This is a genomic window from Stenotrophomonas sp. 704A1 (assembly GCF_030549525.1).
Lineage (GTDB): Bacteria > Pseudomonadota > Gammaproteobacteria > Xanthomonadales > Xanthomonadaceae > Stenotrophomonas > Stenotrophomonas tuberculopleuritidis.
The window spans coordinates 678,469-696,810 of record NZ_CP130831.1; the positions used below are offsets into that span (position 1 = coordinate 678,469).

Sequence of the window (18,342 nt, forward strand, 5' to 3'; positions counted from 1 at the left end):
ACCGACCATGCTGTTCAACTCCTTCCTGTTCCTGCTGGTTTTCCTGCCGATCGCGCTGGGCGTGCACTACCTGCTGGGCGCGCTGCAGCCCCGCCTGGCCGCGCTGTGGCTGTGCGTGGCCTCGATCGTGTTCTATGGCTGGTGGAATCCGCAGTTCGTGATCCTGCTGGCAGGATCGATCGTCTTCAACTACCTGGTCAGCCTGCTGATCCTGGCCCTGGCCAGGCGACCGCGCCTGCAGCTGCTGGCCACGGCATTCGGCGTTGCCGCCGACATCCTGCTGCTGGTGCACTACAAGTACTTCGCGGCGATGGTGACCTTCGTCCACGACCTGGGCTTCAACGTCGGCCCGATGGACGCGTTGATCCTGCCACTGGGCATCTCCTTCTTCACCTTCACCCAGATCGGCTACCTGCTCGATTGCCGCGCCGGCGTGGTCAACGACCGCAGCCCGCTCAGCTACGTGCTGTTCGTGACCTTCTTCCCGCACCTGATCGCTGGCCCGATCCTGCACCACAAGGAGATGATGCCGCAGTTCAGCAAGCGCGAAACCTATCGTTTCCAGGCCGAGAACCTCTCCATCGGCGGCATGCTGTTCGTCATCGGCCTGGCCAAGAAGGTGCTGCTGGCCGACACCATCGCGCCCTACGCCGATGCCGGGTTCGCCTCCACCGGGGAGCTGCAGTTCTGGGGCGCATGGGCCACTGCACTGAGCTATGCGCTGCAGCTGTACTTCGATTTCTCCGGCTACTCGGACATGGCGCTGGGCCTGGCGCGCATGTTCGGCATCCGCTTCCCGCTGAATTTCAATTCGCCGTACAAGGCCACCAGCATCATCGATTTCTGGGCGCGCTGGCACATGACGCTGACCCGCTACATCACCGCTTACCTGTACTACCCGGTGGCGATGGCGGTGACCCGCTGGCGCAGCCGCCATGGCCGCGCCACCGGCCCGGCGGCAGTGGCCTCGGCCGGCGGCTTCTTCTCGATGATCGTGCTGCCCACGGTGTGGGCGATGGGCCTGGCCGGCATCTGGCACGGCGCGGGCCTGCAGTTCCTGATCTTCGGCCTGCTGCATGCGGGCTACCTGGCGGTCAATCATGCCTGGCGGGTGTTCGTCGGCGGCCGCAAGCCAGCGGCGATGCGCACGCTCAATCCCTTCCAGCACGCCGGCTACGTGCTGCTCACCTTCGGTGCGGTACTGGTGGCACAGGCGTTCTTCCGCGCCGACGGCGTGCAGGATGCCTGGCAGCTGGTGCAGGGCATGTTCGGCGTGCGTGGCTGGGAAAGCATGGAGAACCTGGGCCACCTTGCCGGCATGGGCATGGCCGACGGCGCGCGCCTGCTGCTGGGCCATCACCTGCAGGTGCTGTACATCGTGGTGGCGCTGGCCATCGTCTGGCTGGCGCCGAACGCGCACCAGATCATGGGCGTGTATTCGCCCTCGCTGGCCAAGCCCAGCCCGGCGCCGCGCGCGTGGATGCGCTGGCAGCCGAACCTGGCATGGCTGCTGGTGATGCTGGTGCTGCTGGCCCTGTGCCTGCTCAACCTGCACAAAGAAACCCGATTCCTTTACTTCCAGTTCTGACAAGGTGGATTCCAACATGGACAAGCAGACGCTCCAGAACCAGCTGATCGACATCATCGAATCGGTGATCGGCACCCGCGTGCAGGCCGACGAATACATGGAGTCGCTGTTCGACTCCATGTCCAAGGTCCAGCTGATGGTCGAGGTCAAGGATCGCCTTGGCGTGACCCTGCCGGTGGACGAGATCGATGCCCTGGTCGACTCGGTGCAGGTGCTGGCCGATTACGTGGCCGAGCACAGCCCGCGCTGATCGCGCTTGGCTGGGCTCTACACCTCTTCAACAGCGCCGGAGATTGCGCGATGTACTTCGATTTCGAGCACGGTTGCTTCGCCGATCTGGAGGTCGCTCCGCAGGCGCCCGCCCTGCACGCTGCCGACGGCGTGCTGGACTGGGTCGGCCTGCACCGCGCCACCTTGAACTGGAGTGATCGCGCGCGCGCTGCCGGCATCAGGCCGGGTGACGCGCTGGTGATTTCCGGGCACAAGGAATCGGCCTTCGTGGTCGCCATGCTCGGCTGCCTGGGCATGGGCGTGACCTACGTGCCGGTGGACAACATCAACCCGCCGGCCCGCCTGCAGCGCATCACCGCTCTGGTGCATGCACGGGCGATCTACGATGCTGCCGCCGATGCCTTCCTTCCCGGCGCCGATGCGCCGCGTGCGCTGGCGGTGCCGGACCTGGCCTACATCATGTTCACCTCCGGCAGCACCGGCGATCCCAAGGGCGTGCAGATCGGGCGCGACAGCGTCGCCCTGTTCACCGGCTGGATCCGCGACTGCCTGGCGCTGGGGCCGGCGCCGGCGTTGATGAACCAGATGCTCTTCAGCTTCGACTTCTCGCTGTTCGACCTGTGTGGCGCGCTCGGGCTCGGCGGTTGCTGCGTGCTGTGCCCGCGCGAGGTCATCGCCAGCAGCGAGCACTTCATCGACCATCTGCGCGATTCACAGGTGGCGGTGTGGGCCTCCACGCCCTCGTTCGTGCGCCAGCAGATGCTCAATCCGCGCTTCGACGCGGCGCACCTGCCGGACCTGCGCGTGTTCGTGTTCGGCGCCGAATCGCTCACGCCACGCGTGGCCGAAGAACTGTGGGCGCGCTTCCCGCAGGTGCGCATCATCAATTCCTACGGTCCCACCGAAGCGACCTGTTCAACCACCTGGGTGGAGATCGATCCGGCGCTGCGTGCGGCCGCGCCCAACCCGTTCCCGATCGGCATCGGCAAACCGTATGCAGAGGTGTTCCTGCGCGACGGCGAGATCTGCATGGCCGGCGACCACGTGATGCGTGGTTATCTGGAACGGCCCGACCTGGATGCCGGCGTGCTGTTCGAGCACAACGGCAAGCGCGCGTATCGCAGTGGCGATCTGGGCGACCAGGACGAGCAGGGGCGGTTCTACTTCCGTGGCCGCCGCGACGACCAGATCAAGCTCAACGGCTACCGCATCGAACTGGCCGAGGTCGACGTTGGCCTGGCCCGGCTGCCGGGCGTGGTCGCCGGTGCCGCGGTGGTGCTGCGCCGGCCCGATGGTTCCCTGGTACGCATGATCGGCTTCGTCGAACCGGCGCACCCCCAACCGGGCCAACTGCAGCGCGTACCCGATGCGCTGGCCGACTGGAAGGCGCAGCTTGAAGCCTGGATGCCGCCCTATATGATTCCTTCCGAGCTGTTCGCCGTGGATACCCTGCCACAGACGATCAGCAACAAGGTCGATCGCAAGCAACTGGAGCAGCGCTACCAGGCCCTGGCGCGCACGCTCCGCACGACGGAGAAACCTGCATGAATACCACGTTGACATCGCTGATCGCCGCCACCCTGCTGCTGTCGCCGTACGCAGCATCCGCCCAGCAGGCAGCACCGGAAGGGCGCCTGGCGCAGTTGTATGCGGCGCGTCCGCCTGCCGGCTCGGCGTTCGTGCGCGTGCTCAATCCCGGCAGCAGCGTGCTCAAGGCCGGTATCGCCAACGGCGCCGACCAGAGCATCGGGCCGGCCGCCCGGGCCACCCGCTATGCCATCGTCGAAGGCGGCAAGCCGTTCGCCGTGCGCGTGGCCGGCAAGGCGCGCACCCAGCCGGCAGTCGCTGCCGGCAGCTTCAGCACCCTGGTGCTGGACGCGGCTGCGCCCGCCAGGCCGGTGGCCGTGCTGCAGGACGGCGGCGGCACCAGCGATGCCTTGAAGGCCGAGATACGTTTCTACAACCTGGCCGGGAGCTGCGCGCAGGGCTCGCTGGCGATGGCCGACAAGGGCGCCGTGGTGTTCCCCGCCGTTGCCGCCGGCGCCAGCGCCGCGCGCGGCATCAATCCCGTCAAGGCGCGGCTGGTGGCCGCCTGTGGCGGCAGGAGCAGCAACGCGGTCGAACTTCCGGCACTGCAGCCCGGCGACCACTACAGCCTGTTCCTCACCGGCAGCGCCAGCGCACCGGTGCTGCAGGGCCAGCTCAGCGGCACCGACCCGGTAGGTCGCTGATCCCATGGTGCAGCGCCAGGTCTTCCGCGATGACCACGACCTGTTCCGCGAACAGGTCCGTCGTTTCATCGAAACGCAGATTGCTCCGCATTACCCGCAGTGGGAGCGTGATGGCATCACCCCGCGCTTGCTATGGCGCGCCGCGGGGGAGGCCGGCCTGCTCAACTGCCAGCTGCCCGAGCCCTACGGCCTGGGCGGCGACTATGGGCATGCCGCCTGCGTGATCGAAGAGCTGGCGCGCGCGAATTTCCTCGGCATCGGCTTCTCGATCCATTCGGACATGGTCGCGCCCTATCTGATGCAGTACGGCACAGCGGGCGTGCGTGATGCGTGGTTGCCGAAGATGGCGCGCGGAGAGGCGATCGGTGCGATCGCAATGACCGAGCCCAACGCCGGCAGTGATCTGAAGTCCCTCCGCACCCGTGCCGACGTAGTGGACGGCGGCTACCGCCTGAACGGGCAGAAGACCTGGATCACCAACGGCAGCAATGCCGATGTCGCGGTGGTGGTGGCCACGGTGGCACCCGAACTCGGAGCCGGAGGCCTGAGCCTGTTCTGCGTCGATCTCGGCGCGCCCGGGGTCAGCCGCGGCCCGCCGATGGCCAAGATCGGGCAGCACGCGCAGGACACCACTGAACTGTTCTTCGAAGACGTGTTGCTGCCGGCCGACCACCTGCTGGGCGAAGAGCGGCGTGGCTTTGCCTACCTTGAAGAGCAGCTGGCCGCCGAACGCCTGGCCATTGCCCTGCGCGCGGCCGCCTCGGCCGAGGGCATGCTGGCCGAAACCGTGGCTTACGTGCGCCAGCGCAAGGCGTTCGGTCGGCTGCTGATCGATCATCAGAACACGCGCTTCGTGCTGGCCTCGGCCGCCGCGCAGCTGGCGATGCTGCGCAGCTTCCTCGACCAGTGCCTGCACGAACAGATGCACGGGCGACTGGACACGACCCGCGCAGCCATGGCCAAGCTCAACGCCACCGAACTGCAGGGCAGGGTGCTGGATGACCTGGTGCAGCTGCACGGCGGTTACGGCTACAGCAGTGAGTACGGGATTGGACGGGCCTGGGCCGATGCCCGCGCGTTGCGCATCTTTGGTGGAACCAGCGAAATTCTGCGCGATCTCATCGGTCGCTCGCTGTAGCGCCTACAGTCCCCAGCGCCTGCGCAGGGCCGCCGCTTCGGGCGTGTCCTGGGACAGCCACGGGTCCAGCGCATACACCAGCACCTGTTCGGCACCACTGCCGCGGGCCCAGTCCAGTTGCCGCTCGATGCGCGCGGCATCGGCGGTCTCGCCCTTGAACTGGGTGCCGTCGCTGTTGCCGCCGGGCAGTTCGCGGAACAGCTCGACGATGGCATCGAACGCAACGCCGCGGGTACGCAGGTGCTGCAGCAGCGGTTGCAGCTGTTGCACGTTGCCGGCGCCGGCAACGCCCACCCCGTCCTGCACCATCGGCCGCAGCGGCGCCTGCGCCAGCACCGCATCCCACAGCGTCACCAGGTTGCCGTCGGTCTGCAGGCGGCTGAAATAGCAGGACACCGCGCAGTCGCCCCCGCGGTCACTGGCAGCCTGCTGCAGGCCATGCAGCCACTGCGCCAGCCATTGCTGGCGGCCCGGGTCGGCCCAGTGGTACTGCTCCAGTTCGTAGGGCACGTACCAGCCGTTGAAGGCCTGCAGCCGTGCCCACGGCGCCTGCGCCAGCCAGCTGCGCGCCTGCACCAGGCTGTCGGCGAAGAACGTCTGCAGTGCGCTGTCATCAGCGCCGATCGCCTGCCACCAGCGCTGCTGGAACGGCAGCCCGACACGGATGCGGATGCCGGCCTCGGCGGCCGCAGTGAACAGCATCCGCACGCTGCTGTCGGGCAATTGCCAGTCACCTTCGGCGCCGCCGATGATGCCGGTCCACTGCAGTACCAGCTGCCGGCAGCCCAGCTTGCGTGCCAGCTGCAGCGAGCGCTGCCAATCGCTCATGGCCCACTGCAGGTGACTGCGCCACGGCTGCAGGAACGTGCCATCCACCTGTTCGGGCAACGAACAGCCCGGCAGGGTGGCCAGCGCACCGGCCAACGGCGTCAGCAGTGCCGCACGCAGCAGGCGCCGGCGCAGCGGCGAAGACGGATCGGTTGGCAGGACAGGCGATGACATGCGCCCATCATCCCAGAGCACCGTGCGCAGCGGGTGAACCGCGCGCACCGTCCGGGAGTGCCGGCCGCTGGCCGGCGGTCCTCGCCGCTTATTCCAGCGCGTAGCGCAGCACGAACAGCGCCGCCACCAGCCACACCGCCGGGTGCACCTCGCGCCAGCGGCCGGTGCCGGCCTTCAGCGCGGCATAGGCGATGAAGCCGAATGCCAGGCCGTTGGCGATCGAATAGGTGAACGGCATCGCCAGCGCGCACAGTGCAGCCGGCACCGATTCGGTCAGGTCGCTCCAGTCCACTTCGACCAGTTCGCGCAGCATCAGCCCGGCCACGAACAGCAGGGCAGGGGCGGTGGCATAGCTGGGCACCATCGCCGCCAGCGGCGAGAACAGCAGTGCAGCCAGGAACAGCGCGGCCACCACCAGCGCGGTCAGGCCGGTGCGGCCACCGACCTGCACGCCCGAGGCGCTCTCGGCGAAGGCGGTGGTGCTGCTGGTGCCCAGCAGCGAACCGGCCACGATGGCGGTGCTGTCGGCCAGCAGCGCGCGGCCGAAGCGCTTCTGCGCGCCCGGCAGTTTCAGCAGGCCGGCACGGCCGACCACGCCGTACAGCGTGCCGGTGGCATCGAACACTTCCACCAGCACGAACACCAGCACCACCTGCAGCAGCACCGCGATCGGCGCACCGCCGTTGTGGTGCAGCAGGCCGGGCAGGTCCAGCTGCAGGAAGGTCGGCGCCAGGCTGGGCGGCAGCGAGACCAGGCCGTGGTACTGCAGATCGCCCAGCGCCCAGCCGGCAGCGGTCACGGCAAGGATGCCGATCAGGATCGCACCGCGCACGCGGCGCGCTTCCAGGATCGCGATCAGCAGGAAACCACCCAGCGCCAGCAGCGGCGGCGCGGTGTTCAGCGGGCCCAGTGCCACCAGCGTGTCTTCGTTGCCGATGATCACGCCGGACTTCTGCAGGGCGATGATGGCCAGGAACAGGCCGATGCCGGCCACGATCGCCGAGCGCAGCGATGCCGGAATGCCCGATACCAGCCAGGCCCGCACGCCGGTCAGCGACAGCACCAGGAACACCAGGCCGGAAATGAACACCGCTGCCAGCGCCTGCTGCCAGGGCAGGCCGGCGGCGCCGACCACGGTGAAGGCGAAGAAGGCATTCAGGCCCATGCCCGGGGCCATGCCGACCGGGAAATTGGCCGCCAGCGCCATCACCACCGAACCCAGCGCAGCGGCCAGGCAGGTCGCCACGAACACCGCCCCGGCGTCCATGCCGGTGGTTCCGAGAATCTCGGGATTGACGAAGACGATGTAGGACATCGTCAGGAAGGTGGTCACACCGGCCAGCAGCTCGGTGCGCACGGTGGTGCCGTGCTGCTGCAGCTGGAACAGGCGTTCGAACAGGGACATGGGGATTCTCATGGAGGTGTCGCCAGCAAGCGGGCGACCCACAAAGGAGAAAGGCCGCGCGAGCGCGGCCTTTCCGGTTGCCTTTCTTACTTCAGCGCCTTGAAGCGCAGGCGCTTGGGCGCGGCGTCGTCGCCCATGCGGCGGCGCTTGTCTTCTTCGTACTCGCGGTAGTTGCCCTGGAAGAACTCCACGTGCGAGTCGCCTTCGAACGCCAGGATGTGGGTCGCGATGCGATCCAGGAACCAGCGGTCATGCGAAATGACGAAGGTGTTGCCCGGGAACTCCAGCAGCGCATCTTCCAGCGCACGCAGGGTTTCGATGTCCAGGTCGTTGGACGGTTCGTCGAGCAGCAGCACGTTGCCACCCTGCAGCAGGGTCTTGGCCATGTGCAGGCGGCCACGCTCACCACCGGACAGCGAACCGACCATCTTCTGCTGGTCCTGGCCCTTGAAGTTGAAGCGGCCGATGTAGGCGCGCGACTGAATCTCGATGCCGTTGATGTTGAGGATGTCCAGGCCGCCGGCGATTTCCTGGAAGACGTTGTGGTTGCCTTCCAGCGCGTCGCGGCTCTGGTCCACGTAGGACAGCTTCACCGTCGGGCCGACCACGATCTCGCCGGTATCCGGCTTTTCCTGGCCGGTGATCATCTTGAACAGGGTCGACTTGCCGGCGCCGTTCGGGCCGATGATGCCGACGATGGCGCCGGCCGGCACCAGGAAGCTCAGGTTGTCGAACAGCAGGCGGTCGCCGAACTTCTTGGAGACGTTCTTGAACTCCATCACCGCATTGCCCAGGCGCTCGCCCGGCGGGATGAAGATTTCATTGGTCTCGTTGCGCTTCTGGTAATCGACCGACTGCAGCTCTTCCAGGCGGGCCAGACGGGCCTTGCCCTTGGTGCGGCCACCCTTGGCGTTCTGGCGCGACCACTCCAGTTCCTTCTGGATCGCCTTCTGGCGGGCCTTTTCCTGGTTGTCTTCTTGCTTCAGGCGCTCATCCTTCTGGGTCAGCCAGTCGGTGTAGTTGCCCTTCCACGGAATGCCGCGGCCACGGTCCAGCTCCAGGATCCACTCGGCGGCGTTGTCCAGGAAGTAGCGGTCATGGGTGACGGCCACCACGGTGCCGGTGTAGCGCGCCAGGAACTGTTCCAGCCACTCCACCGACTCGGCGTCGAGGTGGTTGGTCGGTTCGTCGAGCAGCAGCATGTCCGGCTTCTGCAGCAGCAGGCGGCACAGCGCCACACGGCGCTTTTCACCACCGGACAGCTTGCCGACCACGGCATCCCACGGCGGCAGGCGCAGCGCATCGGCGGCCACGTCCAGCTGGTTCTCCAGGGTGTGCGCATCGCCTGCGGCCAGGATCGCCTCCAGGCGCTCCTGTTCCTTGGCCAGCGCGTCGAAGTCGGCGCCTTCCTCGGCATAGGCGGCGTACACCGCTTCCAGCGCGGCCTGGGCCTGCAGCACTTCGCCCACGCCTTCCTCGACCGCTTCACGCACGGTCTTGGTCGGGTCCAGCTCCGGTTCCTGCGCCAGGTAGCCGACCTTGATGCCCGGCTGCGGGCGGGCTTCGCCCTCGAAATCGGTGTCCACGCCGGCCATGATCTTCAGCACGGTGGACTTGCCGGCGCCGTTCAGGCCCAGCAGGCCGATCTTCGCGCCCGGGAAGAAGGACAGCGAGATGTCCTTGATGATCTGCCGCTTGGGCGGGACCACCTTGGACACGCGGTTCATGGTGTAGATGTATTGCGAGGACATGAGGTCTCCGTAGGCGCGACCCTGCGCCCGGCCCGTCACGGGAACTCCCCGTTGCGGCAGCGGGCACAGACTGAATGGAATACCGCCAATTATAGCCGGAACCGGCTGCCGCCCGCGCCGCCACAGGCCGCTGCGGCTGGCCGCGCCCTGAATACCCGGTCACAGTCCTGCCGCGGGAAGCGTTTCCAGCCGGAAACGGTTCAGATCCGCTGCGCAATATGGGCTCACCACCCACCCAAGCAGAGGTCTGACATGCGCATCAATCGAGTAATGGCCGGAGCCGTGGCCTCTGTGCTGGCCTTTGCCGCCGTCGCCCCGGCCTTCGCCGACGACGACCATCATCGGCGCGGCCACGACCGCCGCGAATGGCGCGAGGACCGCCGTGAGGACCGTCGCGAGTACCGGCGCGACATCCGCGAGGCCCGTCGCGACTATGAGCGTGATCGCCGCGATGCCCGCCGCGACTGGCACCGCGATCACGATCGCCGCTATTACCACCCCGCGCCGCCCCCGCGCGTGGTCTACCGCCCCGGCTATGGCCCGGGCTACGGCTGGCAGCGTGGGCACCGCTACCGCGATTACTACCGCGGCCCGATCTACGTGGTGAACGATTACCCGCGCTACCACCTGCGCCGCCCGCCGTACGGCCACCACTGGATCCGCGATGACCGCGGCAACATGCTGCTGGTGGCCGTGGCCACCGGCATCATCGCCGACTACATCATCAACAACCGCTGACAGGGCAACGGGGTCGGAGCCCTTCCCTGCAGGAGGGAAGGAATCCGACCCCTTCCAGCGCTTAGAACGCCACCGACAGATCCAGCTGTGCGCCGACATCGCGCTGGCCACCACCGCGCTGCCCCTGCATCTGCAGCGACAGGCGGCTGTTGCCGGTCGGGCTGACCGCCACGCCGAACTGGGCCAGCGCGCTGCGGCGGGCCAGCGGTGCGGCGGCGATGCTGAAGTCCTGCGCACCTTCCACGAACCGCGCAGTGGCCTGCGGCAAGCGGTCACCGCCGGCCACCTGCCAGCCCACGCGCGCGGTCAGCGCCGCACGGTCACGCTGGCCGCCGCTGATGTCCCAGTCCGCGCGCAGCGCGGCCAGGCCGGTGCGGTAGCGGGCGGTCTGGCCATCCAGCTGCAGGGCACTGTGCCCGCCGTGTTCCTGGCTGCCGTCGCTGCGCAGGCGCACCTGTGCCAGTTCCAGTTCCGGGGTCAGCTGCAGGCGCGGCCCGCCGAAGGTCCAACCGGCGCGCAGGAAAGCGGTGGTGCCGGTGGCATCTTCGCGCGCGGCCAGGCCTTCTGAGAGCGTGCTGCCCACCTGCGCGGTGCGGGTGCTGTCGGTGCGGTAGTCGGCGCGGCTGACGCCCGCACGCAGGCTCAGGCCCTGCCAGCGGTACTGGCCGTACACGCCGTACTCGGTGCTGTCGGTCTCGGCGCGTGCATCGCGCTGGACCAGGCGGCTGACCAGCTGCTGCTGGCCTGCGGCCACGCCCAGTTCCAGCGCATCACCGAACAGCCAGCCGGCACCGGCCATCAGCCCATGCTGTGCGGTGCGCAGCCCGGCGTTCTGCGCGCTGGCATCGGTACGGCGCTGGCTGCCGCTGCCGGCCACCCACGCGCGCACGCCCGGAGCGATCTGCCCGGCCATCGCCGCGCCATCCAGATGGCGGTCGACGCCATCGTGCAAGAAGCGGTTCTGCAGCAGGGCGCCGCGGCTGGCCGCGTGGATCTCGCCGGACAGGCTGTCGAAGGCGGGCACCACATCGGCCACCTCCAGTCGCACCACCGCGTCATACACCTCGTTGCCATTGCCCAGCGCTTCCACCGCGCCGGCCACGGCCTTCTGGTTGCTGTTCACCACCACATCCGGGAAGGCCAGTTCAACGTCCGGCATCGCGATGTCGTTGCGCTGCATCGTCAGGTAGACGTGGTTGGCGTCGTAGTCCAGGGTCGGCGCCAGGAAGGCCAGGGTGCTGCTGGCGCCGGTGAATACCCCGGCCACACCGCCGTTGGCGGTCAGCACGGTGTAGCGGGTCGAGGCCTGCCAGTCGCCTTCGGCGGCCACTGCCAGCGTGCTGGCATTGCCCAGCGTCGCAGTGCCGGTCACCAAGGTGTGGTCACTGATGCCGTTGGCGCTCACCTCCACCCGGTACTGGCTGCTGCGGTCGAACGCCAGATCGCCGGTGACCTGCAGCTGGCCGATGCCACCCGCCGTCGCACTGCCTGGCGACAACACGCTGCCGGACAGCAACTGCACACCGCCAACGCTGCCACGGCCGGTCAACCAGGCCCCCTGGTCCAGCGTGACCTGGCCACCCAGCAGGCCATCCACCTGCAGCTGGCCTTCGCTCACCCAGGCCGTGCCGCGGAAGGCGCTGCTGTCGCCGGTCAGGGCCAGGTAATGCCGGCCCTGGCGCAGCACGCCGCTGCCACTCAGCTGGCCTGCATAGGTCAGCACGCGGGTGGTATCGGTCTGGAAGACACCTGCGCTGCCGATTTCGATGTTGCCGGTCGGCAGCGCATTGCCGACCGCGCGCACGCTGCCGCCCAGCACGCGGACCCGGCCGGCGAACGGGGTGCTGTCCAGCACCAGCTCGCCGCTGTCGTGCTTTTCCAGCACCGTCGTAGCCGCGCCACTTACGCCGCCGGCAAAGGTCACGCTGTCACTGCCGGCAATGTGCACATCGGTGGTGCCCAACAGGCGGACGCTGTTGGCAAGCGTGGTCATGTTGACCATGCCCAGCGACGTGCCGTCGGCGAAGATCAGGCGACCGTTGCCGGCGGCCTGGTTGCCGCCCAGGGACAGCGTGCCCTGGTTGATGGCCAGGTCGCCGGCAAAGGTGTTGTCACCCTTGAGCATCAGCACGCCGGCGCCGGTTTTCGCCAGGCCACCACGACCGCTGATGTTGCCCTGGATGTCGAGGTTGCCGATCGCATCCAGCTGCGAATCGGCGGTCACCAGCATGTTGCTGGAAACCGTGAGCCACCCCGGATTGCGAAGCACGCCGCCGGACAGCTGCAGTTCGCCGGTACCGGCGCCGGTGCTGATGGAGGTCAGCAGCGAGGTGCTGTCACCCACCACGAGCACGCCGTTGTTGCCCACCACCAGCTTGCCTTCGCTGCCGGCTGCCGTTGCCAGCTGGATCGAACCAGTCACGGTCGCCGAAGCGCCGCCACTCACCGTGAAGCGGCCGAGTCCGGCATCGCCCAGTGTCAACGCGTCGCTGATCCATTCGCCGCTGGCGCCGCTCAGCTGCACAAGCCCCTGGCTGCCCGCAGCTTCGCCCAGGGTCACAGCGCTGGCGAAGAACCGGCTGGAGATGTTGGCCGTGGCATGCCCGCTCCTGCCGATCACGGTCTGCGCACCGGTGGTGTTCATGCCGCCGTCGCTGCCGATGGTCAGGGTCGCGTTGCCGCCCTGTTCGGCCATCACCAGGCCGCTGGAATAGACGCCGGCCCCGTTGTAGACGGACAGCACGCCGGTCCCGTCGCGACCCACGGTCAGCAGGCCATTGTTGTACCAGCGCGAGCCCGTGTTGTTGACGGTGACCGTGCCCGTGCCGCCCGTATCACCGACGGTGGCCGAATCGCTGCTGACGACAGCGCCTCCCATCACCATCATCTCACCCTGGCCGTGCACGCCGACCCCAAGGGTGCCGGTCGCCATCTCCGATCCGGCCTGGGCCACCTGCAACAGTCCCTCACTGTTGGCAACGTTGCCGATCAGTGTCCTGTTGCTGTTGACCTTGCCGCCATTGCTGATCTGCACGCGGCCAGTGCCCGCATTGCCGATGTAGATCGTGTCTGCTTCCCACAGCGAACCGGCCCCATCGGTCATCGCAAAGCCATCGCTGCCCGCCATCGAGCCGACCCAGGCGTTCTTCGTGTACAGGTGGCCGCCGCCCAGCACGGACAGTTCGCCGCTGCCTTCGTGCCCCACGCCAATGTCATAGTTGATCTTCCACGAAGCGCCTGCGCCGTGGACGATGGCAATGCCCTTGTGTCCAGCGGCAACGCCCAGCGTGGCGGTGGCCGTGGTCAAGCCGCCCGCACCGGAGACATCCAGCACGGCATCGGCGGAGCTGCCGAGGTAGACATGCCAGGACTTGGTATCGGCGGTGGTCAGGCCAACGGTGTAGCCGTCGATGTAGGCGTAGTTGGTGGTGTCATTGGGCACACCGGCGGTCCAGCTTGGCGCGTCGTACCAGTCACCATCGGCGGTGCGAACGGTATTGACTGCCTGCGCTCCGGCGCTGATGGCCAGGCCAACGGCCAGCGAGAGCAGTGAGGCGCGGCGTGCGGTGGCGGAGGTACGACGACGGGCCGGCGTCAATGCAGGCCTGCAGCTGTGAAACGAATGGATCACGCGATTTTTCCCCTGTTTGGACAGGGCGTATCGGCGGCGATCCCGTGGGCTTTAGGTCTGCTAGCCTAAATCGTTAAGGATTTCAGGGGCATGAATCACAATTCATGAGATGGGATTCATTTCCTGAGGCGTTGTCCCGGGCAGCCGTGCCCATCCACGGCACGCAGCAGGGCCAGCCCATCATGCCATGTCAGCTGCGCCAAGCCCCGTTGGGCGCGGTCGCGGCCGCCCCCCTGCGCGCTTACAATCACGGGCCCGCTGTCCCCCTACTGCCTGGAGTGACCGATGTTCCCGCGTGACGTCCGCATCGAAACCTACGATCCCGAACTGGCCAAGGCCATCGCCGCCGAAACCCAGCGCCAGGAAGACCACGTCGAGCTGATCGCCAGCGAGAACTACACCAGCCCGGCGGTGATGGAAGCCCAGGGCAGCCAGCTGACCAACAAGTACGCCGAAGGCTACCCAGGCAAGCGCTACTACGGTGGCTGCGAATACGTGGACATCGCCGAGCAGCTGGCGATCGACCGCCTCAAGCAGCTGTTCGGCGCCGGCTCCACAGACGATATGTACGCCAACGTGCAGCCGCACAGCGGCTCGCAGGCCAACCAGGCGGTGTACTTCGCCCTGCTGCAGCCGGGTGACACCATCCTCGGCATGAGCCTGGCCCACGGCGGCCACCTCACCCACGGTGCCAAGGTCAACGCCTCGGGCAAGCTGTTCAACGCCGTGCAGTACGGTGTGAACGACCAGGGCCTGATCGATTACGACGAAGTCGAGCGCCTGGCCCTGAAGCACAAGCCGAAGATGGTCGTGGCCGGCTTCTCGGCCTATTCGCAGGTGGTCGACTGGGCGCGCTTCCGCGCCATCGCCGACAAGGTCGGTGCCTACCTGTTCGTGGACATGGCCCACGTTGCCGGCCTGGTCGCCGCAGGCGTCTACCCGAGCCCGCTGGAGCATGCGCACGTGGTCACCTCGACCACCCACAAGACCCTGCGCGGTCCGCGCGGCGGCATCATCGTCGCCAAGGGCGCCGACGAAGACCTGGTCAAGAAGCTGCAGTCGATCGTGTTCCCGGGCATCCAGGGCGGTCCGCTGATGCACGTCATCGCCGGCAAGGCGGTGGCCTTCAAGGAAGCGCTGGAACCGGGCTTCAAGGCCTACCAGCAGCAGGTGGTGAAGAACGCCCAGGCGATGGCGAAGACGCTGATCGCGCGCGGCTACAAGATCGTCTCCGGCGGTACCGAAAACCACCTGATGCTGGTCGACATGATCGGCAAGGACGTGTCCGGCAAGGACGCGGAAGCCGCGCTGGGCAAGGCCCACATCACCGTCAACAAGAACTCGGTGCCGAACGACCCGCGTTCGCCGTTCGTGACCTCGGGCCTGCGCCTGGGTACCCCGGCGGTGACCACCCGCGGTTACCTGGAGCAGGACTGCGTGGACCTGGCCAACTGGATCGCCGACGTGCTCGACGCACCGAACGATGACGCCGTCATCGCCCGCGTGCGCGACGCCGTCAGCGCGCAGTGCCGCAAGTATCCGGTCTACGGTTGATCGATCTGCTGGACCAGCGCCGGTTCTACCTGACCGTGGCGACCCTGTTCGGGTTGCCCGGTCTGGTTCTCGGCACCACGCTGGCGGGGCTGGGGGTGGTGGTCGGGGTGAGCGAGCCAGCCCATGGTGGACTGCCCGCACCGCCATTGATGACGGCGTGGGGTCTGGCAGGCCTGCTTGGGCTGCTGGCCTGGGTGCGCCTGAGCTGGGCCTGGTGTACGGCCGCGCGGGCAGGGCTCCGCGCAGCCCATCCTGCGTGGTGGTGGCTGTTGGCGATGGGCACCGCAGCTGCGCTCGCGCTGGTCGGTGTGGTCGCGTTCGATCACAGCGATGACGCGATGCTGCTGCTGGCCGGTCCGCCGGTGCTGGTTCCGACCGCGATCCTGTGGCTGCAGCAGTGGCGGGGCCGACACCGGGCAGCGTGTGAGTGACCGCCGACAACGCCTGGTGTACGCCGCGCTGGCGGTGCTGCCGGGGGCGCCCAGCGTGCTGTTTGGCGGGGCGATGGCGGTGATCGGCATGGCCGGAAGCGTGCTGTCCCTTGCCGACGGCACGGTCGCATTGCCCGGCCAGGCGTTGATGCTGGTGTGGGGAATCGCCGGCCTTGCCGGCTGTCTCGCGTGGCTCGACCTCAGCGGTGGATACCTGTTCGCCGGACGCAGTGCACTGCGCGTCCGCAGCCGCGCGCAGTGGCACGCGCTGCTGCTGGCCGGGCCGTCACTGCTGGTCCCGGCCGGCATGCTCTGCTGGCTGCGGCCACGCCCATGAAACCCACCAGGAAGCACCAGACGCATGGATGAGCGCACGCACAAACGTCTGTATATCGCCCAGAGCGTGCTGTTGGGCCTGCCCGCGCTGGTCGCCGGCGGCGGCGTCGCCGGCTTCGGCATCCATACCTTCCTGACCCGGCACAGCCTGATGGGGGGCGTGGAAGGCGCGGTGCTGGTGGTGTGGGCCAGCGCAGGGCTTGCCGGCTTGCTGGCCTGGCTGTGGTTGAGCCTGCGCTATCTGCGCCGTGGCCGCGAGGGCCTGTGGCGGTCATCGGTGCTGCCGTGGATCGGCCTGTTGCTTGGCGCGTTGGCCGCGCTGGGCGTGGTCGGCGTGGTGCTGTTCAGCCTGTTCGCCGGCAGCCCCTGGCAGGTGCTGGGCTATCTGCTGCTGGGCGCGCCGTTGCTGTTGCCGTCTGCGCACCTGGTCTGGCTGCGCCGCGGGCCGGCCCTTGCCGCGCAAGGCTGAGCGTCGCCCGTATTTGCTGCAATAGCCGCTCTCAGGTACCTTTGCGACGCTGCCATGACCATGGCATGACGTTCTTTCCTGAGCCAGGCGTTCCATGCACTGCCCCTTCTGCCAACATGCCGATACCCGGGTCATCGACTCGCGCGTCTCCGAAGACGGCGCGACGATTCGCCGTCGGCGTGAGTGCGAGGCCTGCAACGAGCGCTTCAGCACCCTGGAAACCGTTGAATTGAAGCTGCCGGCCATCGTCAAGAGCGATGGCACGCGTGAAGCCTTCGATCCGCGCAAGGTGCGCGCCGGCTTCGATCGCGCGCTGCAGAAGCGCGCGGTGCCCGAAGAAAAGATCGAAGCGGCGGTGCGTGCGGTGGTCCACCAGCTGCGCATCAGCGGCGAACGCGAAGTGCCTTCGATCAAGGTGGGCGAGTTCGTGATGAGTGAACTGCGCAAGCTCGACCATGTGGGCTATGTGCGGTTCGCCTCGGTGTACCGCAGTTTCGAGGACGTGGCCGATTTCCGCGAGGAGATCGAGAAGCTCGAGCGCGACCTGCCGGCCAGCACCGAACAGCTGCAGCTGCTGGGCGATGTGATCGCCCTGACCAAGAAGAAGAAGGGCTGACGCCCTGGTCCACGCTGGGCGTGGATCGACATGCCCGGCGCGATCGACAGCGCTACCATGGCGGCATGACTGCAACGTTCTCCGTCCTCGACCACCTGCACATGGCCAACGCACTGCGCTTGGCCGAGCGTGCCGCCTATACCACCCGCCCCAACCCGATGGTCGGCTGCGTGATCGCCCACGGCGAGCGCGTGGTCGGGCAGGGCTGGCACCAGCGCGCCGGTGGGCCGCACGCCGAAGTGTTCGCGCTGCGCGAGGCCGGCAGCAAGGCACGCGGTGCCACCGCCTACGTCACCCTGGAGCCCTGCGCGCACTACGGCCGCACCCCACCGTGCGCATTGGCGCTGATCGAGGCCGGTGTATCGCGGGTGGTTGCGGCGATGCGCGATCCGTTCCCGAAGGTCGATGGCGGGGGCTTCGATCTGCTGCGCAGCGCCGGCATCGACGTCGCCGAGGGGCTGATGGCCACGCAGGCGCGCGAGCTCAACAAGGGCTTCCTGTCGCGGGTGGAGCGCAACCGCCCATGGCTGCGGGTGAAGCTGGCCGCGAGCCTGGATGGCCGCACCGCGATGGCCGATGGCAGTTCGAAGTGGATCACCGGCGCGGCCGCGCGCGAAGACGTGCAGCACTGGCGGGCACGTGCCGGTGCGATCCTGACCGGTGCCGATACCGTGTTGGCCGACGACCCGATGCTGACCGTACGCCTGCCGGACACCGAGGTGATGCCGCCACTGCGCGTGGTGCTCGATTCGCGCCTGCGCTCGCTGGAATGCCGCCGCGTGCGCGAGGGCGGGGCGCCGACGCTCTATCTGCACAATGCGATCGTCAGTCCTCCTGATGCGGCCGACGCCGCCTTCGCCAGCGTGGCGGTGCGCCATGGCCACCTCGATCTGGGTGCGGTGCTGGCACTGCTGGCCGAACGCGGCATCAACGAGGTGCATACCGAGGCCGGCGCGACGTTGGCCGGTGCGTTGCTGCGCGGTGGCTGGGTCGACGAGCTGCTGCTCTACCAGGCGCCTACGCTGCTGGGTGACCTGGGCCGCCCGCTGCTGGCGGGCCTGGGCATCGCAGCAATGGACCAGCAGCGTCGATTGCGCGTGGTCGACCAGCGCCAGGTCGGCGACGACCTGCGCCTGCTGCTGCGCGCGTAACGCGCCGGTTGGCGCCGACCGCGGTCGGCGCCGTGTTGCCGATCCACGCGGGGCGTGGATCCATCGCGAA

16 protein-coding genes are annotated in these 18,342 nt (G+C 67.9%); 12 read left to right on the plus strand and 4 right to left on the minus strand.

Annotated features, from left to right (window positions below; genetic code table 11):
• The first annotated feature begins 7 nt into the window (after positions 1-7).
• Genes Q5Z10_RS03040 through Q5Z10_RS03060 form a run of 5 tightly spaced genes read left to right on the plus strand, consistent with a single transcriptional unit; the run spans position 8 to position 5,188 of the window.
• Positions 8-1,588 carry an MBOAT family O-acyltransferase gene (locus tag Q5Z10_RS03040; RefSeq protein ID WP_303637878.1) on the plus strand — a complete coding sequence of 527 codons (1,581 nt, stop codon included), beginning with the start codon at positions 8-10 and terminating at the stop codon, positions 1,586-1,588.
• A 16-nt stretch (positions 1,589-1,604) separates the two neighbouring features.
• Positions 1,605-1,838, plus strand: coding sequence for an acyl carrier protein (locus Q5Z10_RS03045; RefSeq protein ID WP_303637879.1), 234 nt, complete (start codon positions 1,605-1,607; stop codon positions 1,836-1,838).
• A gap of 50 nt (positions 1,839-1,888) precedes the next feature.
• Positions 1,889-3,367 (plus strand): AMP-binding protein, encoded by a 1,479-nt coding sequence (locus Q5Z10_RS03050; protein WP_303637880.1) that lies wholly within the window; start codon positions 1,889-1,891, stop codon positions 3,365-3,367.
• A complete protein-coding gene (locus tag Q5Z10_RS03055) occupies positions 3,364-4,050 on the plus strand; it encodes an alginate O-acetyltransferase AlgF (protein WP_303637881.1) in 687 nt (228 codons plus the stop codon). The genes Q5Z10_RS03050 and Q5Z10_RS03055 overlap by 4 nt, the downstream gene beginning before the upstream one ends.
• 4 nt (positions 4,051-4,054) lie before the next feature.
• Positions 4,055-5,188 (plus strand): acyl-CoA dehydrogenase family protein, encoded by a 1,134-nt coding sequence (locus Q5Z10_RS03060; RefSeq protein WP_303637882.1) that lies wholly within the window; start codon positions 4,055-4,057, stop codon positions 5,186-5,188.
• Between the two features lie 3 nt (positions 5,189-5,191).
• Here the strand turns inward: Q5Z10_RS03060 and Q5Z10_RS03065 are convergent, their stop codons facing one another.
• The 3 genes from Q5Z10_RS03065 to ettA form a co-directional block, all read right to left on the minus strand.
• On the minus strand, positions 5,192-6,190 hold the full coding sequence (locus tag Q5Z10_RS03065; protein ID WP_303637883.1) for a DUF4434 domain-containing protein: 999 nt from the start codon (positions 6,188-6,190) through the stop codon (positions 5,192-5,194).
• 88 nt (positions 6,191-6,278) lie between these two features.
• Positions 6,279-7,595 (minus strand): NCS2 family permease, encoded by a 1,317-nt coding sequence (locus Q5Z10_RS03070; protein ID WP_303637884.1) that lies wholly within the window; start codon positions 7,593-7,595, stop codon positions 6,279-6,281.
• A gap of 86 nt (positions 7,596-7,681) precedes the next feature.
• Positions 7,682-9,346, minus strand: coding sequence for an energy-dependent translational throttle protein EttA (gene ettA, locus Q5Z10_RS03075; protein WP_010481992.1), 1,665 nt, complete (start codon positions 9,344-9,346; stop codon positions 7,682-7,684).
• A gap of 252 nt (positions 9,347-9,598) precedes the next feature.
• Between ettA and Q5Z10_RS03080 the strand changes: the two genes are divergently transcribed.
• A complete protein-coding gene (locus tag Q5Z10_RS03080) occupies positions 9,599-10,084 on the plus strand; it encodes an RcnB family protein (RefSeq protein WP_303637885.1) in 486 nt (161 codons plus the stop codon).
• A gap of 61 nt (positions 10,085-10,145) precedes the next feature.
• On the opposite strand, the gene Q5Z10_RS03085 is transcribed toward Q5Z10_RS03080, so the two are convergent.
• Entirely contained in the window at positions 10,146-13,715 is a 3,570-nt protein-coding gene (locus Q5Z10_RS03085) for an autotransporter domain-containing protein (RefSeq protein ID WP_303637886.1), read from the minus strand.
• Between the two features lie 285 nt (positions 13,716-14,000).
• On the opposite strand from Q5Z10_RS03085, the gene glyA reads away from it, so the two are divergent.
• The 6 genes from glyA (at position 14,001) to ribD (ending at position 18,272) form a co-directional block, all read left to right on the plus strand.
• A complete protein-coding gene (gene glyA / locus Q5Z10_RS03090) occupies positions 14,001-15,269 on the plus strand; it encodes a serine hydroxymethyltransferase (protein WP_303637887.1) in 1,269 nt (422 codons plus the stop codon).
• Positions 15,266-15,700: a hypothetical protein gene (locus tag Q5Z10_RS03095; RefSeq protein WP_303637888.1), complete on the plus strand. Its 435-nt coding sequence runs from the start codon at positions 15,266-15,268 to the stop codon at positions 15,698-15,700. Before glyA ends, Q5Z10_RS03095 begins: the two co-directional genes overlap by 4 nt.
• On the plus strand, positions 15,693-16,037 hold the full coding sequence (locus Q5Z10_RS03100; protein WP_303637889.1) for a hypothetical protein: 345 nt from the start codon (positions 15,693-15,695) through the stop codon (positions 16,035-16,037). Before Q5Z10_RS03095 ends, Q5Z10_RS03100 begins: the two co-directional genes overlap by 8 nt.
• Positions 16,038-16,061: 24 nt before the next feature.
• A complete protein-coding gene (locus Q5Z10_RS03105) occupies positions 16,062-16,505 on the plus strand; it encodes a hypothetical protein (RefSeq protein ID WP_303637890.1) in 444 nt (147 codons plus the stop codon).
• A gap of 94 nt (positions 16,506-16,599) precedes the next feature.
• Complete coding sequence (gene nrdR, locus Q5Z10_RS03110; RefSeq protein ID WP_303637891.1) at positions 16,600-17,121, plus strand: transcriptional regulator NrdR; 522 nt, start codon at positions 16,600-16,602, stop codon at positions 17,119-17,121.
• 65 nt (positions 17,122-17,186) lie between these two features.
• Complete coding sequence (ribD, locus tag Q5Z10_RS03115) at positions 17,187-18,272, plus strand: bifunctional diaminohydroxyphosphoribosylaminopyrimidine deaminase/5-amino-6-(5-phosphoribosylamino)uracil reductase RibD (RefSeq protein ID WP_303637892.1); 1,086 nt, start codon at positions 17,187-17,189, stop codon at positions 18,270-18,272.
• The last annotated feature ends 70 nt before the right edge of the window (positions 18,273-18,342 follow it).